Source organism: Cupriavidus basilensis (assembly GCF_000876015.1).
In the GTDB taxonomy this organism is placed as follows: Bacteria; Pseudomonadota; Gammaproteobacteria; order Burkholderiales; family Burkholderiaceae; genus Cupriavidus; species Cupriavidus basilensis_B.
Map to the genome: position 1 here is coordinate 68,836 of NZ_BBQM01000018.1, position 16,890 is coordinate 85,725.

The window sequence follows — 16,890 nt, forward strand, 5'->3', positions numbered from 1 at the left end:
GGTGCTTTTTTGACGGGGACATCCCATGAACAAACTCAAACCCACAATCCTTGCTGCAGTTTGCGCGTCCATGCTGGGCGCATGCGGTGGTGGCGATGGCAGTGGTGCGCCCGCCGACTCGGCGCCGCCAACCTCCCCCACTTCGCCTGCGACACCAACCCTCACCGGAAAGGCCATTGACGGCTACCTCGTTGGCGCCACCGTCTGCCTCGACCAGAACGACAACGGTGCTTGTGACGCCAGCGAACCCACCACCGTGACCGATGCCAGTGGCAACTACGGCCTTGTGGTCGCCGACAGTGCAGTCGGCAAGAAGATCCTGGTCGTAGTCGATGCCAACACTCACGACCTGTCTCGCCCCGGTTACGTCTTTCCTAGCAGTTTCGTGCTGAGTGCCGTGGTCGACGGTACCCCGATACAGCACATCACTCCGATCACCACCATGTCGCAAGCCTTGATCGAGAGCGGCAAGAGCCGGGAAGCTGCCCAGAAGGCCATCGTCTCTCTGGTCGGTGGCGTCGTGAATGTTAAGGACGACTACATCGCCACAGGTGACAACGCAGCCAATGCCTTTGCCGCCGCTGTTGTAGATAAAATCTTGGAACTCGCAGCCGGCGGCCGCAGCGACGCCGACACCGTGCGTGCCGTCATGAACGCCATTGTGACCAAGGGCAGCATCGCGGCCGTCACCCTGGCCGATGTCAATGCAGCCAAGACGAAGCCGGTCTACATCAGCGACGTCGACCCGAGCACGTTGCTGGCAGACACGATGTATACCTACGCGGGTACGCGTTCGGATTTCGATGCCAACAAGCTAGTATCTGTCGCCGCTATACGTCGCAGTTGGATGCTTAACGGACTGACGCTCCAATCCAACTACGAAGAGCAAGCACTGTCTACTGATGTGTGGTCACCTAGCAGTACGGGGGCAGCGGCCGTCGCCTATTCGTTTGGTCAATATGCACTCAAGACCGATGGCACCTGGGCGCCCTTCACGGCGGCCAGCGATATCGATGGCAACCTCGCTGTGCAAGCCATCAATGGCAATATCGTGACGGCATCGGACACGGTGACCGGTATGCCGGTGCGTCTGGAATATCGCCGTACTGTGCTGGATGGAAAATCGTATGTCGATGCCATGCCGGCCGGCACGCAGAGCGACTTCTTGGCGCTGCTCAATGGTACCTTCACTACGAGCACGACTGGCTACGCCGTGATCACAACGCGCAGCATGGATTCGGTCACGATCAGAGCATCGACTGAGTGCCACTATGGTGAGAATCCGATCATCGAAGACGGGGTCGTTCAGTGCCCACTGCTGGGCACCCCAGCCAATACCTACACATCAGTGCAGGATGTGTTGACCATAGGGCCGGTGCCGTTCCCTCCAATCGGGCCGGGCTACCTTCGCTTTGGCCCGAACGGGCAATTGGCAGTGTATGACAGTAGCGATGCGAGCAAAATCCTGCTAGACAACACCAAGATCAGCTGGTCGATCTATCCGCGCAATCCGGATGTCATGGTGTTGAACGCCAAGTACGAAGACATCGCAGACGCCGATTCCATGCCTCTTTATCTGGATATTCTGTACGACTACCGGCATACATATCGCGATCTTCTCAAGTCTGGCGCAAAATTTGTCATTGCCCTGCACAACGGCCATCTGCGCTACGGTCTGCTGGTGCCAGCCGGCACGGAAGAACTCACGCCATTGCTCAAAAAGCAAGGCTTTGACCAACTTACGACCGTTATCAAGGCCGCGCTGTCGACCTGGTAAGACCATGAGCCGAGACTGGCTCACCTTCCGGTGGCCAGTCTCTTTTTTTGCCCTTCATGCATTTGCAGGCGGAGTTATGGCCATCCATTGGACTCAGCGAAGCCTTTCACACCGCATAGAAACGAACAATCGCCGGCACCCCTCGCTAGCCATATGCTGTTCTCACTCTCAATCGTTTGCCGCGTACTTGGCGACCCACGCCTTAACCTGCTCTTCATCCCAGCCAACAGCCCCTCCGTTCTGAGCCCCAAGCGGAAAAGATCGAGGGAAGGAGGGATCGAACTGGGCTGAGCGCGAGTCCATGCGGTTGTAGATAGAACTCCGCCCAAGCCCGGTAAGCTCCATGACGCGAGGCAACCGCGCGACCTTGCCTATCTGTCGCCTCTCGGCAGCGGGCAAAGACTCCGCCAGATAGCCCGCACCACCGCGGCTTTTCGGCTCACGCAACTCACCTGCCTTGCTGACGACAGGCTTCTCCGTCAATTTCGGGGTCGTGTGAAGGGGCTCGGTATCCCCTTGAGCTTGCTCTACCTCCGGCATTGCAGCCGAGGTCGCCTTCTGCCCCGACTCAGTCTCTTGCCGTGGGAATTGTGCTTCGGTTTCCGCATCGTTGCCCTCAGGAACAAGACCACACCGATCTAAGTATGCAACCGCCTGCTCACGTGGAATATAGCTGCCGGTGGTAAGCACCGGGACCGGCACGTACATGCTGTCAACGGCAGCTATGTTGCCACGCTTGAATTCAGCTTGCAGTGCCTCTCGTTGACGTGCCAACACGGCCGCCTGCCCGTCCCTCCTCCGCTCCATTTCTGCTGTCGTCATCAGCATCGGCTCCCACTCCGGCCGTTCCTTCAGGTCACGGTAGGCCGTCAGAAAAGCAGCGGCCTCTTCATCAGAGATTGGATACCGCAGTGGTGGCAACTGAGGGAGCACGCCCTCGAGCCAACAACGGTCACTGTCGCTCAGCGCAAAGGGCAGCCACGCCTCCCGGACTTGATCCTGCGAAGCGTCTACGGGAGATTCCACTGCTCCTTCGCCATCAGGGCACCATGGCTCCAGAATCGACTGGCTATGGAAGAGCGCACCATCGGAAATTGGACCCACTTGGAACTCGCCCGCGGGAGGCTGCCCGTTACCATCTGGGAGCCGACGCACGGTGAAGCTGCGTCTTGTTCTCCTCCCGACCACACATCTCATCCCCTCAAGCGGCTGCTCGTCAGCGGGGCAAATGGCCTGAGCTATCGCATGACAGAAATCCGAGAATTCAATCAGGGGGCCAGAAGATAGTTCGACGCGGACTCGCACGTGTTCCTCTTGCATTGGTGGTCAATGACTTCGAGAGTACACGAGGAAAGGCTGACAACCGCCGGGATAGGCTCCATCTGATGATGGGCTGGCTGATGGGCCAGAAAAAACAAAACCCCGGAAGACCGCAATCTTCCGGGGTTCTGCCGCCATTGCTGGCGGAGACGGAGGGATTCGAACCCTCGATCCAGGTTTTGGCCCGGATGCTCCCTTAGCAGGGGAGTGCCTTCGACCTCTCGGCCACGTCTCCCAAACCTGCCGTTGTGTGAGGGAGGCCACACAACGAAGCGCGTATTCTATCGGGGTGTTTTCGATTGGTCAACGAAGTTTCGATGACCGGCCGCAAAAATTTGTGCACCCCGGCAAAACGTGCGGCGGGCCGGATGCGGCCTGCCGCGCCGGATCACGCCTGATCCAGCTCGAACACCTTGTGCAGTGCGCGCACCGCGAGTTCCATGTACTTCTCGTCGATCAGCACCGAGATCTTGATTTCCGAGGTGGAGATCATCTGGATGTTGATGCCTTCCTCGGACAGCGTGCGGAACATCTTGCTGGCGATGCCGACGTGCGAGCGCATGCCCACGCCGACCACCGAGACCTTCGACACCTTGGGGTCGCCCGACACGCTGGCGGCGCCGATGTGGCCCTTCACGCCGTCGTTCAGGATGGACAGCGCGCGCTGGTATTCGCCGCGCGGCACGGTGAAGGTGAAGTCGGTCTTGCCGTCGACGGACTGGTTCTGGATGATCATGTCGACGTCGATGTTGGCGTCGGCGATCGGGCCCAGGATCTGGTAGGCGATGCCGGGCTTGTCGGGCACGCCCAGGACGGTGATCTTGGCCTCGTCACGGGCAAAGGCGATGCCGGAGATGACGGCTGCTTCCATGTCAGACTCTTCCTCAAAAGTGATCAGCGTGCCCGAGTGCATTTCTTTCTCGAGCGGCATCAGGGGGTCGGTCAGCGACGACAGCACGCGGGTCTTCACGCGGTACTTGCCGGCGAACTCCACCGAGCGGATCTGCAGCACCTTGGAGCCGAGGCTGGCCATTTCCAGCATTTCCTCGAAGGTGATCTTGTCCAGGCGGCGGGCGTCCTCGACCACGCGCGGATCGGTCGTGTAGACGCCGTCCACGTCGGTGTAGATCAGGCATTCGTCGGCTTCGATGGCGGCGGCGATGGCCACGGCCGAGGTATCCGAGCCGCCGCGGCCGAGCGTGGTGATGTTGCCTTCGTCGTCGATGCCCTGGAAGCCGGTGATGACGACCACGCGCCCGGCATCGACGTCGGCGAGGATGCGCTCGTCGTCGATCGATTCGATGCGGGCCTTGGTGAAGGCCGAATCGGTTTTCACGGGCACTTGCCAGCCGGTGTAGCTGATGGCGTCGATGCCCTCGCCTTGCAGCGCGATGGCCAGCAGCGCCACGCTGGCCTGTTCGCCGGTGGAGGCCAGCATATCCAGTTCGCGCGGGTTCGGCTGGGCCGAGATTTCCCTGGCGAGGCCGAGCAGGCGATTGGTCTCGCCCGACATGGCCGAAGGCACCACGACTACGCGGTGGCCGGCGCGATGCCATTTGGCAACGCGCTTGGCGACATTCTTGATGCGTTCCGGAGAACCCATCGAAGTGCCGCCGTATTTGTGAACGATGAGAGCCATCTTCTTGTCGACGCCAGCGATTGTGCAAAACCTCTGAAAATACACGAAGAGGCGTGCCGAGGCAAGGCGCGGGCGGCCCGAGGAGGCGCCGGCCGATGTGGAGGGCGGTGCGCACCCGCGCCGGATGCGGCCTATTCGGCGGCCGGCACCCCGCCCTGCCACGCCAACCATTCGATCCGCCAGCGCGGCGCGGCCGGCGCCTGCGGCCACCGGCGGTGCATGCCGAGGCCGGCCGCGAACACCAGCTGGCCGCCGGCCCACAGCAGCGGCAGGTGCGCGCGCCGCGCCGCCGGCACGCCAGCTTCCTGGTAGGCCTGCTTGAGCGCGCGCGCGGGGCCGCCGGGGCGCAGCACGATGCGTTCCCCGCCCTGCCGCGCGGCCAGGCGCAGCGGCTCGCGCAGCACGGCCTCGGGCACGCCGAAGGTGTCGTCGCGCGTGAAGCGCAGCTCGCCGCGCCACGACGACGCGGGCAGGCTCGCCTCGCCGTTCCAGCGCAGGGCCAGTTCCGGCGGGGACACATCCGGCTCGGCGCGGCAGGCCAGCACGCGGCCCTGGAAACGCCGCAGCACCAGCGCTTCGTGACGGATGGCGGGCTCGCCGCCGTCGTGCCGGATCAGCTGCGCGCGCATGGCGGACAGCCGCGCGGTGGACGGCGCCTGCGTGCCGAGCTCGCGCAGCCACAGGCGCAGCACGGCGTCGGCCTGGGCCGCGGACAACGCGCGCAGCCCGGCGAGGTCGAGTTCGGCCACGGTGGCGGCGTCGCGCGGCGGGCGCACCAGCGGCGCCATCCATTCCGTGGCGAGCGCGTCGAGCAGTTCGCCGGCCTGCGCGAGGTGCGCGGCGGCCTGCGCCACGTTGGCGCGCAGCGCCGGGAACGCCTCGGCCAGCGCCGGCATGTGCTGGCGCAGCGCGTTGCGGGCGAAACGCGGGTCGTGGTTGGAGGGGTCGTCGATCCACGGCAGCGCGTGGACCGCGCAGTAGGCGTCGATCTGGTCGCGGCCCGCGTCGAGCCAGGGGCGCAGCAGCACGATCTGCCGGTCCGCGCCCATGCGCCGCAGGCGCGGCATGCCGCCCAGCCCGGCCAGGCCGCTGCCGCGGAACAGGCGCAGCAGCACGGTCTCGGCCTGGTCGTCCTGGTGATGGGCGAACAGCAGCAGGTGCGCGCCGGCCTCGCCGCACATGGCTTCGAGCGCGGCGTAGCGCGCGCGCCGCGCGGCGGCTTCGAGGCCTTCGCCGTGCTGCTGGCCGACGGTGACGCGGCGGCTCAGGAACGGCACCTGCCAGTCGCGGCACAGCGACGCGCAGAACGCGTCCCACTCGTCGGCGCGGGCCTGCAGGCCGTGGTGCACGTGCAGCGCCACCACGCGCAGCGGCAGCGCGGCGGCGCACACCGCCGCGCGCAGCGCGTGCAGCAGCGCGACCGAGTCGCGCCCGCCCGACAGCGCCACCGCCACCGTGCCGCTCCGCTCGCCGGGGCCAGAAACGACAAAGGCCGCACCGGCCTGGAGGGCCTGTGCGACCTTGTCGGTCAAGCCGGCGGACGGATCAGCCCGCCGTGCCGGATTCCTTGAACTTGCCATAGGCCAGCAAGCGCGCGTGGCGGCGCGCCTGCAGCTCCTTCACGTCCATGCCCTGGAACTGGCGCAGCGAATCGGCCAGCGAGCGCTTGAGCATGGCGGCCATGCCCTTGGCGTCGCGGTGCGCGCCGCCGAGCGGCTCGCTGACGATCTTGTCGATCAGGCCGAGCGCCTTGAGGCGGTGCGCGGTCAGGCCCAGCGCCTCGGCGGCTTCGGGCGCCTTCTCGGCGGTCTTCCACAGGATCGAGGCGCAGCCTTCCGGCGAGATCACGGCGTAGGTGGCGAACTGCAGCATCTGCACCACGTCGCCCACGGCGATCGCCAGCGCGCCGCCGGAGCCGCCTTCGCCGATGATGGTGGCGATCAGGGGCACCTTGAGGCCGGCCATCACGTAGAGGTTGTGGCCGATGGCCTCGGACTGCCCGCGCTCTTCGGCGTCGATGCCGGGGAATGCGCCCGGGGTGTCGACGAAGGTGAAGATCGGCAGGCCGAACTTGTCCGCCAGCTCCATCAGGCGCTTGGCCTTGCGGTAGCCTTCGGGCTTGGACATGCCGAAGTTGCGCAGCGCGCGCTCCTTGGTGTCGCGGCCCTTCTGGTGGCCGATCACCATGCAGGCCTGGCCGTTGAAGCGGGCCAGCCCGCCCACGATGGAGAGATCGTCGGCAAACGCGCGGTCACCGTGCAGCTCGTGGAAATCGGTGAAGATTTCGCGCACGTAGTCCAGCGTGTAGGGACGCTGCGGATGCCGGGCGATCTGCGCCACCTGCCACGGGGTCAGGTTGGCGTAGATGTCCTTGGTAAGCTGCTGGCTCTTGCCGGCCAGCCGCGAGATTTCTTCGGAGATGTCGACAGCCGAATCGTCCTGCACGAAACGCAGTTCTTCGATCTTTGCCTCGAGTTCGGCAATGGGCTGCTCAAAATCCAGGAAGGTGGTTTTCATGAGAATCACACGTACCTGTCTGTGAAGGGGCGCATTCTACCGGAATTCGCCCGCTGAACCGCAAGTCTGCGGATGCAGTCTCGCGCACTTCCTTGCAAATTCTGCGCCCCGTCAGGCTAATAGGTCACTGGCAGCGGGTCAAGGCTGCGCCACATGTACCAGGTGGCCACGGTGCGCCAGGGCTCCCAGTTGGCGGCAACCTCGCGCGCCTCACTGCGCGTGACGGGCTCGCCGCTGAAATAATTAGCCGAAATGGCGTTGATCAGGCCGACGTCGTCGAGCGGCAGCACGTTGGGCCGCATCAGGTTGAACATCAGGAACATCTCGGCGGTCCAGCGGCCGATGCCGCGGATCTGCGTGAGCTCGGCGATGACCGCTTCGTCGTCCATCTCCGCCCAGCTTCCCACGTGCACGCGCCCGGCCTTGAAGTGCTCGGCGAGGTCGACGATGTACTCGGCCTTGCGGCGCGACAGGCCGCACCCGGCCAGGCTCTCGTGCCCGGCCTTGAGCATCTGCGCCGGCGTCAGCCGGGGACAGAGCGCCGCCAGCCGCTCCCACACGGTCTGCGCGGCCTTGACCGAGATCTGCTGGCCGACCACCGAGCGGGCCAGCGTGATGAAGGGGTCGCCGCGCGAGATCAGGTGCGCGGGGCCGTAGGTGGGGATCATCTTGCGCAGGATGCGGTCGCGCTTCATCAGGTCGGCGCAGGCCTCGTCCCAGTAGGCGGGACGCACCGCGTCGACCACGGCCTCGACCGGCAGCGGCACCGCCTGCGCCTCGGGCAGCGCGGGCGCCTTGGCGGCGCGCGCGCCGGCCTTAGGCGCCGGCTTCACCGGCTTGGCGGCGGCCTTGGCCGCGCCTGCGGCCTTGGCCGGCCGGGGCGCGGCGGCCTTGCCGGCCGCGGCGGTCTTGGCCGGCGCCGCGGGCGGCACCGTCTTGCGCGCGGCAGCGTTCAAGCGCGCCTCCACTCGGTGACACCGCCCGGCTTGTCTTCGAGGATCACGCCGCCGGCCAGCAGCTCGGCGCGGATGCGGTCGGCCTCGGCGAAATTGCGCCCGGCCTTGGCTTCCTTGCGCGCGGCGATCAGCGCCTCGATCTGCCCGGGCTGCAGGCCGTCGGCGCTCTTGCCGCCTTGCAGGAAGGCGTGCGCGTCGCGCCCGAGCAGGCCCAGCGTGGCGCCCAGGCCCTTGAGCTGGCGCGCCATCGCCGGCGCGCCGGTGCGGTTGACCTCGCTGGCGAGGTCGAACAGCACGGCCATCGCGATCGGCGTGTTGAAGTCGTCGCCCATCGCGTCGACGAAGCGCTTCGCGTGCGCTTCCTCCCAGTCGAGCGGCTCGCCGTCGGGCTGCACGTCCTTGAGCGCGGTGTACAGGCGCGTGAGCGAATGGCGGGCGTCGTCGAGGTGCGCGTCGCTGTAGTTCAGCGGGCTGCGGTAGTGCGCGCGCAGGATGAAGAAGCGCACCACTTCCGCGTCGTAGGCGGCCAGCACCTCGCGGATGGTGAAGAAGTTGCCGAGCGACTTCGACATCTTCTCGTCGTTGATGCGCACGAAGCCGTTGTGCATCCACAGGTTGACGAAGGTCTGGCCGCTCGCCCCCTCGGACTGCGCGATCTCGTTCTCGTGGTGCGGGAACTGCAGGTCGGCGCCGCCGCCGTGGATGTCGAAATGCTCGCCCAGCAGCGCGCAGCTCATGGCCGAGCATTCGATGTGCCAGCCCGGGCGGCCCACGCCCCACTTCGACTGCCACTTGCTTTCGGCCGGCTCGCTTTCCTTGGCCGACTTCCACAGCACGAAGTCGAGCGGGTCGTGCTTGGCCTCGTTGGTGGCCACGCGCTCGCCGGCGCGCAGGTCCTCGAGCGACTTGCCCGACAGGCGGCCGTAGTTCGGGAACTTGCGCACCGCATAGTTTACGTCGCCGTCGCTGGCCTGGTAGGCCAGGCCGCGCGCCTCGAGCTTGCCGATGATGTCGAGCATCTGCGGCACGTACTCAGTGGCGCGCGGCTCGTGGTCCGGGCGCTGGATGCCGAGCGCGTCGGCATCTTCGTGCATGTAGCGGATGAAGCGGTCGGTCAGCGCGCCGATGGTCTCGCCGTTCTCGGCCGCGCGGCGGATGATCTTGTCGTCGATGTCGGTGATGTTCTGCACATACGTCACCTCGTAGCCGGCGGTGCGCAGCCAGCGCTGCACCATGTCGAACACCACCATCACGCGCGCGTGGCCGACGTGGCAATAGTCGTACACCGTCATGCCGCAGACGTACATGCGCACGCGGCCGGGTTCGATTGGCACGAAGAGCTGCTTTTCACGCGCGAGCGTGTTGTAGATATTCAGTGGATACATGAAACGAGGTGAATGGAAGAGAAATCCTGCCGGCAGCATGACAGGTTGCGACAGCGACGGCACAACAGGGCACAGCGACACGGCCAGGCGACAAGGCGACAATCGCGCCAGATCGTCACGCCATTGTCGCGCCATTCGCGAGTCCGGCGATTTGCGCCCGGGCAAATTCCGGCGCGCCCCATATCTTACCGGAAGCGCCCGCCCGCCGTGACGCGCCCCGCGCCTCGCGGCGCACCACGGCGGCGCCCGGAGGCGGCCCGCCGCGCGCCCGCACAAGCGGCAAAGCGCGGCCCGCGGGCCGCGCTTTGCTAGAATGCCGCGGAGTATAACGGACCGCCCTTACATGAGCCTGTTCCTGCCCACCCTGAAAACCGCTTCACCCAAGCCCGCGCGCCGACGCACCGCGGCCGCGTCGATCGGCCTGGCGGCAATGCTGGCGGGCCTGCTGGCGGCGGCGCCCGCCGGCGCGCAGAACGGGCCGCTCTCGCTGGCGGCGCCGGCCACGCCGCCGGGCGGCGTGCGCTCGGCGGACCCGGGCATGGCCGCGGCGCAGAAGGCCGCGGCGCAGCAACACTACGACGAGGCCATCAGCGGCTTCGACCGCGTGCTGGCCACCAACCCGCGCAATGCGCAGGCGCGTTTCGAGCGCGCCTGGGCGCTGGCCCAGGCCGGGCGCGAGGACGAGGCGATTGCCGCGCTGTCGTCGATGGCCCAGGACTTCCCCGAGCTGCCCGAGCCGCACAACAACCTGGCGCTGCTGTATGCCAGGCGCGGCGACCTCAAGCGCGCCGAGGCGGAATTGCTGCTCGCGGTCGAGGTCAGGCCCGGCTTCTCGGTCGGCTACGCCAATCTCGGCGACGTCTACCGCCGCCTGGCCGAGACTGCCTACCGCGACGCGCTGCGCCGCAACCCGGCGGACGCCGTGGCGCAGGCCGGCCTCCGGCAGTTGACGGCCACCCCGGCGCCGGCGCCGGCAGCGCCGGCCGCCGGCGCGCGGCGCAAGCCGGCCGCCGGCGCCGCCGCGGCCGCCACCGAGACCCGCGCGAGCGGCGCCGCCAGCGATGCCGCCGCCGAACCCGCGCGGTAACGTCACAGACGCCATAGCCGCCGCATCCTCCCTATCCGGCAGGCGGGCCGCGGCCCGTCCCCAATGTTTCCCCGACCCACGGAGTCAAGCATGATTTTTTCGCGTCGCCTCGTCCTTGCCGGCCTGTTCGCCGGCGCCCTGGCGCTGTCGCCGCTGGCCTCGCAGGCACAGCAGACCAGGACCGAACGGGTGCAGTTCGTCACCAGCGCGGGCAAGTTCACGATCGAGGTCTACCCCGATGCCGCGCCCAAGACCGTGGCGAACTTCCTCGAGTACGTCAAGAGCGGCTTCTACAGCGGCACCATCTTCCACCGCGTCATCAACGGCTTCATGGTGCAGGGCGGCGGCTTCGACCGCGACATGAAGCAGAAGGCCACGCGCGCGCCGATCCCGCTGGAAGCGCAGAACGGGCTGAAGAACAAGGCCGGCACGGTGGCGATGGCGCGCACCAGCGATCCCAACTCGGCCACCGCACAGTTCTTCGTCAATGTGGTGGATAATTCCAACCTCGACTATCCGCAGCCGGACGGCAACGGCTATGCCGTGTTCGGCAAGGTGGTGGAAGGCATGGATACCGTCGACAAGATCAAGAGCGCGCCTACCACGTCATATGGCCCGATGCACAACGTGCCGGCCGCGCCGATCGTCATCGAGTCGGCCACGGTCGTCAAGTAAGGCTGCACGGCCGCCCCGCCCCGTCGTCACGCCGGGCAACAGCCAGGCAATCACCGAACAGAGGAAAGCAACATGTCCAAGGTAGAACTCCACACCAACCAGGGTGTCATCACCATCGAACTCGACGCCGAGAAGGCGCCGAAGTCGGTCGAGAATTTCCTGTCCTACGTGCGCAAGGGCCACTACGACAACACGGTCTTCCACCGTGTCATCAAGAACTTCATGATCCAGGGCGGCGGCTTCGAACCCGGCATGAAGCAAAAGGGCACCGACGCCCCGATCGAGAACGAAGCCGGCAACGGCCTCAAGAACGACCGCTACACGGTGGCGATGGCGCGCACCAACGCGCCCCACTCGGCCACCGCGCAGTTCTTCATCAACACGGTCGACAACGACTTCCTCAACTTCACCTCGCCGACCCCGCAGGGCTTCGGCTACGCCGTGTTCGGCAAGGTGAGCGAAGGCGCCGACGTGGTCGAGAAGATCAAGGGCGTGCGCACCGGCAGCGCGGGCTTCCACCAGGACGTGCCGCTCGAGGACGTGGTCATCGAAAAGGCCGTGGTGGTCGAGTAAATCCGCGGCGCAGCCCGGCGGTCCGTGCCGCCGGGTGGCGCCGGGTCGCGGCATGATGTCGGGCCAGAACTTCTTTTCCTCCCCATGACCATGCCCCCCTCCACGCCGGCTGCCGGCGCCCTCGCGGTGCCGGAGCCGGCGTGGTTCATTTCCGACCTGCACCTCACGCCCGCGATGCCGCGCACGCTGGCGTCGTTCGAGCGCGTGCTCGAGCGCGCCGCCGTGCAGGCGCGCGCGCTGTTCATCCTCGGCGACTTCTTCGAATTCTGGGTGGGCGACGAGGAGACCGACAGCCCGTTCGCGGCGCAGATCGCGGCCCGGCTGCGCGAGCTGGCCCGCTATGGCGTGCAGGTGTACCTGATGCACGGCAACCGCGATTTCCTGCTGGGCGAGCGCTTCGCGCGCGCCGCCGGGGCCACGCTGCTGCCCGACCCGACCGTGATCGACTGCGCCGGGCAGCGCGTGGCGCTGAGCCACGGCGACATGCTGTGCACCGGCGACGCGCGCTACATGCGCTTTCGCCGCTGGACCCGCAAGGGCTGGGTGCAGCGCGCGTTCCTGGCGCTGCCGCTGGCGCTGCGCCTGCGCGTGGCGCGCCGGCTGCGCGCCGACAGCGAAGCCGGCCGCGCCCGCCAGGCGCGCCGCGACGCGCCGCCCGACTACGGCGACACCGCGCCGCAGGCGGTGGCCGCGCTGCTGCGCGCCAGCCGCGCGCCGGTGCTGGTGCACGGCCACACCCACCGCCCCGCGCGCCACGAAAGCGCCGAAGGCGTGCGCTGGGTGTTGACCGACTGGGACCTCGACGGCCGGCGCCCGCGCGCGGCGGTGCTGCAGCTCGACGCCAGCGGCTTCAGCGTGCTGCCGCAGGCGGACTGAGCGCGCCCGGCGCGGCCCCGCGCCGCCATCATCGTCACTTCATCAGCTTGCGCAGCTCGCTGGCGTCGAACCGGTCGTTCGGCGTGTTCTCGAGATGCTCGCCGAGCCGGTCCAGCGCGGCCATCACGATCTCCAGCCGCTCGTGCTGCTGCGCGGCGTTGTCGATCAGGCTCTTGAGCGCCAGCGAGACCGGGTCGTCCGCGTTGGGCGTGATGCCGTAGGCCGAGAATTCCTGCTTGGCGCCCTGCTGCGCGCCGGGCGCGTCGGGCAGGATGATGCGCGCCGGCACGCCCACCGCGGTGGCGCCCGGCGGCACCGGCTTGAGCACCACGGCGTTGGAGCCGATGCGCGCGCCGTCGCCGATGGTGTAGCCGCCCAGCACCTTGGCGCCGGCGCTGACCACCACGCCCGCGCCCAGCGTGGGATGCCGCTTCTGCCCCTTGTAGAGCGAGGTGCCGCCCAGCGTCACGCCCTGGTAAATGGTGCAGTCGTCGCCGATCTCGGCGGTCTCGCCCACCACCACGCCCATGCCGTGGTCGATGAACACGCGCCGCCCGACCTTGGCGCCCGGGTGGATCTCGATGCCGGTGAGAAAGCGCGACCAGTGCGAGATCCAGCGCCCCAGCCAGTGAAAGCCCGCGTTCCAGCAGGCGTGCGCGAAGCGGTGGAACACCACGGCATGCAGGCCGGGATAGCAGGTCAGCACCTCGAGACGGCTGCGCGCGGCGGGATCGCGCCGCATGATGGCGTCGATATCTTCCTTCAGACGAGAGAACATCGTGGTCGTGTCGTGTTGCCCTGCCGTGCGCCGCGGGCCCCGGCCCGGTCAGGTGCGCCGGGGTGGAAACGCGATCGCCGGCATGGTCGTTGGCCGGTGGGAACGGAGCAGGGAGTGTAAGAGATTTGGTGCCCTGCTGCCGTCATGGACATTGACTGCGCGTGCGCCGCCCCGTCCGCGCTGGCGGACGCCGGCGGCGCCGGCCGTCAACATCGCGCGGGCGCGCGGAACGGCCCGGTCGTCGTGCCGGCTACCGGGCCGGTTGTCGGGCCAACTGCCGGGCCGGTCGTCGTCAGGCCGATCGCGTGGATCGCGCCGAAGGCAGGAATCTGCACCACCGCTTACGTCTCCTGTTTGCCCGGCGCGCGCGCGGCGCCGGGGACCTCGCCGCGCGCGGCCAGCAGCATGTGCTTGGCGATGCCGCGCAGGATGTTCACTTCTTCGCGCTCCAGCCCGCTGCGCGCCAGCAGCCGGCGCAGGCGCGGCATCAGCTTCTTGGGCGCGGCCGGGTCGAGAAAGCCGATCGCCTCGAGCCCCGTCTGCAGGTGGCCGAACATGGCCTCGACCTGCTCGGCGGTGGCCGGCTCGCCAGCATAGCCGATCTCGGCCAGCGGCGTGGCGCGCGGCGCCAGCAGGGCCAGCCGCATCTCGTAGGCGATCAGCTGCACGGCCTGCGCCAGGTTGAGCGAAGTGTAGGCCGGGTTGGCCGGAATGTGCGTGACCGCCGCGCAGCGCGCCACGGCCTCGTTGGGCAGGCCGAAGCGCTCGTTGCCGAACACGAAGGCCACATGCGCGCCGGCCGGCGGCTCGCCGGGCGTGGCGGCCAGGCGCGCGGCGATGCGGCCGGCGGCCTGCGCGGCGGCGTCGCGCGGCAGCAGGCGCGGCGGGCCGAACTCGCGCTGGCGCGCGGTCAGCGCCACCGCGTAGGCGGTGCCGGCCAGCGCGTGCTCGATGCCGTCCACGATCACCGCGCCGGCCAGCACGTCGTCGGCGCCGCTGGCCATCGCCACCGCGTCCGGGTGCGCGCGCACTTCCGGCTCGCGCGGCGCGACCAGCACCAGGCTGCCCGGCACGGCGCCGAAGCCCATCGTCTTGATGGCCCGCGCGACCGCGCCGACGTTGCCGGGATGGCTGGTCTCCACCAGCACGAAGCGCACGGCGGCGAAGGCCGCGGGTGCGCCCTGCGTCATATCCATTGGCTGGCGCGGCGTGGCGGCGGCGTCGCCGGCGGCGGCACTCGTCTGGTTCGGCGGGTTCATATACAATCCAGGCTTCATCTTCGGTGCGCCGCCCGTTCCGCCGGTTTCCGGCCAAGGCGACGCGCCCGTTCTTCTACAATTCGTTGTGTTGTCAGCCGCCCCCGGAGGGCAGCGCGCCCGGCCTTTCGCGCCGGGGGGCGCACTCCTGGCCGGCCTGGAGAGATTCATGCATCCGATGCTCAATATCGCCGTCAAGGCGGCCCGCAAGGCAGGTTCCGTTATCAACCGCGCGTCGATGGACGTCGACCGGGTCCATGTCTCCCGCAAGCAGCACAACGATTTCGTCACCGAAGTCGACCGCGCCGCAGAGGCCGCGATCATCGAGATCATCCACACGGCCTACCCGGAACACGCCATTCTAGCGGAAGAGTCCGGCCAGTCCTGGGCCGAGGGCGAGGAAGCCGGCGAATACACGTGGGTGATCGACCCGCTCGACGGCACCACCAACTTCATCCACGGCTTTCCCCAGTATTGCGTCTCCATCGCCCAGCTGCACAAGGGCGTGCCGGTGCAGGCCGTGGTCTACGACCCCACGCGCGACGAGCTCTTCACCGCCAGCAAGGGCGCCGGCGCGTTCCTGAACAACCGCCGCATCCGCGTCTCGCGCCGCGACAAGCTGGCCGACTGCCTGGTCGGCACCGGCTTCCCGTACCGCGACCTGGCCGGCCTGGACCAGTACATGGAGCTGTTCGCGCTGATGACGCAGAACTGCGCCGGCCTGCGCCGCCCGGGCGCCGCCGCGCTGGACCTGGCCTACGTGGCCTGCGGCCGCACCGACGGCTTCTTCGAGCAGGGCCTCAAGCCCTGGGACATGGCCGCCGGCATGCTGCTGGTGACCGAGGCCGGCGGCCTGACCGGCAACTACGCCGGCGAGGCGCGCCAGCTCGAGCAGGGCGAGATCCTGGCCGGCAACCCCAAGGCGTTCGCGCAGATGGTGCGCCTGCTGTCGCCGTTCTCGGCCGACCACGCCAAGGCGGCCTGAGCCTCCCCCGCCGCCCGCTCGCAACGCCCGCCCCTCACGGAGCGGGCGTTTTCGTTTGCGCGCAGGCGGCGCATACGCCGTGTGAGCCTGATCCATATCAAGGCCCGCGGTGCCGCGCCGGCACACAATGAAGGCATGCGCTGCCGGCACCCTCGCCCTGGCGCGGGCTCCCGCCCGCTGCAGGCCGCCGCGCAGCCCGGACCGCCACTTCAAGGAGCCTCGCATGTTTCCCGAATTCCGCGAATTGATCTCTGTGCTCAAGGCACAGGACACGCACTTCGCCAAGCTGTTCCATCGCCACAACGAGATGGACCAGGAAATCAAGAACATGGAAGCCGGGCTGGTGCCGGCCGACAGCACCGCCATCGAGTCCCTCAAGAAGGAAAAGCTCAAGCTCAAGGACGAGCTCTACGTCATCCTGCGCAAGGCTTCGGCCTGAAGCACCGCCCCCTCCCCAACGCCCCAACCCAGGTACCACCCATGTTCAAGCACATCCTCCTCCCCATCGACGGCTCCGAGCTTTCCCAGAAGGCCGTCGGCGCCGCCATCGAGTTCGCCCGCGCCACCGGCGCCAAGCTGACCGCCTACATGAGCCTGGAGGAATATCCGTTCCTGCCGACCAGCGACGCCACCCACGAGAAGCGCTCGGTGTTCGAGCAGCGCGTCGAGGCCGCCGCGCGCGCCGAGCTGTCGCGCATCGAAGCGTCCGCGGCGCTGGCCGGCGTGCCGTGCAACGCCGTCACCTCGGTTTCGGCCGCGCCGTACCGCGGCATCATCGCCACCGCCGCCGAGCAGGGCTGCGACGTGATCTTCATGGCATCGCACGGCCGCAGCGGCATCAGCGGCCTGCTGCTCGGCAGCGAAACGCAGAAGGTGCTCACGCACAGCACCATCCCGGTGCTGGTGTTCCGCTGAGCGCACGCGCGCCAGCCCTCCCTCCGCGCCCCGCTCACCGGGGCGCGTTGCCGTGCCCGGCGCCCTCGCCGGGCGCCGCCGGCCCCAAGCCGCGCGGCCGGTGCTGTACCATATCGCCCATCTTCCAAAATACCCCCTTGCGTCCCGAGGC

General features: G+C 67.9%; 16 protein-coding genes and 1 tRNA gene. 8 read left to right on the forward strand and 9 right to left on the reverse strand.

Annotation, left to right across the window (positions count from 1 at the left end; all coding sequences use genetic code 11):
* Nucleotides 1-25 precede the first annotated feature (25 nt).
* Nucleotides 26-1,777, forward strand: coding sequence for a hypothetical protein (locus KF708C_RS18965; RefSeq protein ID WP_144195996.1), 1,752 nt, complete (start codon nt 26-28; stop codon nt 1,775-1,777).
* 168 nt (nt 1,778-1,945) lie between these two features.
* Here the strand turns inward: KF708C_RS18965 and KF708C_RS36470 are convergent, their stop codons facing one another.
* The 7 genes from KF708C_RS36470 to cysS all read right to left on the reverse strand — a co-directional run bounded on the left by KF708C_RS36470 (nt 1,946) and on the right by cysS (nt 9,594).
* Nucleotides 1,946-2,803 carry an AlpA family phage regulatory protein gene (locus tag KF708C_RS36470; RefSeq protein ID WP_196812939.1) on the reverse strand — a complete coding sequence of 286 codons (858 nt, stop codon included), beginning with the start codon at nt 2,801-2,803 and terminating at the stop codon, nt 1,946-1,948.
* Between the two features lie 435 nt (nt 2,804-3,238).
* Nucleotides 3,239-3,332: transfer RNA gene (locus tag KF708C_RS18970), tRNA-Ser, on the reverse strand.
* A 153-nt stretch (nt 3,333-3,485) separates the two neighbouring features.
* On the reverse strand, nt 3,486-4,736 hold the full coding sequence (locus KF708C_RS18975) for an aspartate kinase (protein ID WP_029044270.1): 1,251 nt from the start codon (nt 4,734-4,736) through the stop codon (nt 3,486-3,488).
* 131 nt (nt 4,737-4,867) lie between these two features.
* Nucleotides 4,868-6,316, reverse strand: a complete 1,449-nt coding sequence (gene tilS, locus KF708C_RS18980; protein ID WP_370552848.1) for a tRNA lysidine(34) synthetase TilS — start codon at nt 6,314-6,316, stop codon at nt 4,868-4,870.
* On the reverse strand, nt 6,282-7,253 hold the full coding sequence (locus KF708C_RS18985) for an acetyl-CoA carboxylase carboxyltransferase subunit alpha (RefSeq protein WP_020206155.1): 972 nt from the start codon (nt 7,251-7,253) through the stop codon (nt 6,282-6,284). Before KF708C_RS18985 ends, tilS begins: the two co-directional genes overlap by 35 nt.
* Before the next feature lie 116 nt (nt 7,254-7,369).
* A complete protein-coding gene (locus KF708C_RS18990; protein ID WP_043367404.1) occupies nt 7,370-8,209 on the reverse strand; it encodes a DNA-3-methyladenine glycosylase family protein in 840 nt (279 codons plus the stop codon).
* The gene (cysS, locus tag KF708C_RS18995) at nt 8,206-9,594 is read right to left on the reverse strand and encodes a cysteine--tRNA ligase (protein WP_059412925.1); all 1,389 of its coding nucleotides are present in this window, start codon (nt 9,592-9,594) and stop codon (nt 8,206-8,208) included. The genes KF708C_RS18990 and cysS overlap by 4 nt, the downstream gene beginning before the upstream one ends.
* A gap of 343 nt (nt 9,595-9,937) precedes the next feature.
* On the opposite strand from cysS, the gene KF708C_RS19000 reads away from it, so the two are divergent.
* The 4 genes from KF708C_RS19000 to KF708C_RS19015 all read left to right on the forward strand — a co-directional run bounded on the left by KF708C_RS19000 (nt 9,938) and on the right by KF708C_RS19015 (nt 12,805).
* Nucleotides 9,938-10,681, forward strand: a complete 744-nt coding sequence (locus tag KF708C_RS19000) for a tetratricopeptide repeat protein (RefSeq protein ID WP_059412926.1) — start codon at nt 9,938-9,940, stop codon at nt 10,679-10,681.
* A gap of 90 nt (nt 10,682-10,771) precedes the next feature.
* Complete coding sequence (locus KF708C_RS19005; protein WP_020207076.1) at nt 10,772-11,356, forward strand: peptidylprolyl isomerase; 585 nt, start codon at nt 10,772-10,774, stop codon at nt 11,354-11,356.
* Nucleotides 11,357-11,428: 72 nt separating this feature from the next.
* Entirely contained in the window at nt 11,429-11,929 is a 501-nt protein-coding gene (locus tag KF708C_RS19010) for a peptidylprolyl isomerase (RefSeq protein WP_059412927.1), read from the forward strand.
* Between the two features lie 84 nt (nt 11,930-12,013).
* Nucleotides 12,014-12,805 carry a UDP-2,3-diacylglucosamine diphosphatase gene (locus KF708C_RS19015; protein ID WP_059412928.1) on the forward strand — a complete coding sequence of 264 codons (792 nt, stop codon included), beginning with the start codon at nt 12,014-12,016 and terminating at the stop codon, nt 12,803-12,805.
* Nucleotides 12,806-12,839: 34 nt separating this feature from the next.
* Here KF708C_RS19015 and cysE read toward each other — a convergent pair whose 3' ends face one another.
* Both cysE and KF708C_RS19025 read right to left on the reverse strand, forming a co-directional pair.
* Nucleotides 12,840-13,583 carry a serine O-acetyltransferase gene (gene cysE / locus KF708C_RS19020; RefSeq protein WP_020207079.1) on the reverse strand — a complete coding sequence of 248 codons (744 nt, stop codon included), beginning with the start codon at nt 13,581-13,583 and terminating at the stop codon, nt 12,840-12,842.
* A gap of 341 nt (nt 13,584-13,924) precedes the next feature.
* Nucleotides 13,925-14,842: an RNA methyltransferase gene (locus KF708C_RS19025; protein WP_231586533.1), complete on the reverse strand. Its 918-nt coding sequence runs from the start codon at nt 14,840-14,842 to the stop codon at nt 13,925-13,927.
* 166 nt (nt 14,843-15,008) lie between these two features.
* Between KF708C_RS19025 and KF708C_RS19030 the strand changes: the two genes are divergently transcribed.
* The 3 genes from KF708C_RS19030 (at nt 15,009) to KF708C_RS19040 (ending at nt 16,739) form a co-directional block, all read left to right on the forward strand.
* Nucleotides 15,009-15,824 (forward strand): inositol monophosphatase family protein, encoded by an 816-nt coding sequence (locus tag KF708C_RS19030; RefSeq protein ID WP_020207011.1) that lies wholly within the window; start codon nt 15,009-15,011, stop codon nt 15,822-15,824.
* Between the two features lie 223 nt (nt 15,825-16,047).
* A complete protein-coding gene (locus tag KF708C_RS19035) occupies nt 16,048-16,263 on the forward strand; it encodes a YdcH family protein (protein WP_020207012.1) in 216 nt (71 codons plus the stop codon).
* Nucleotides 16,264-16,304: 41 nt separating this feature from the next.
* A complete protein-coding gene (locus KF708C_RS19040) occupies nt 16,305-16,739 on the forward strand; it encodes a universal stress protein (protein WP_020207013.1) in 435 nt (144 codons plus the stop codon).
* Nucleotides 16,740-16,890: the final 151 nt, after the last annotated feature.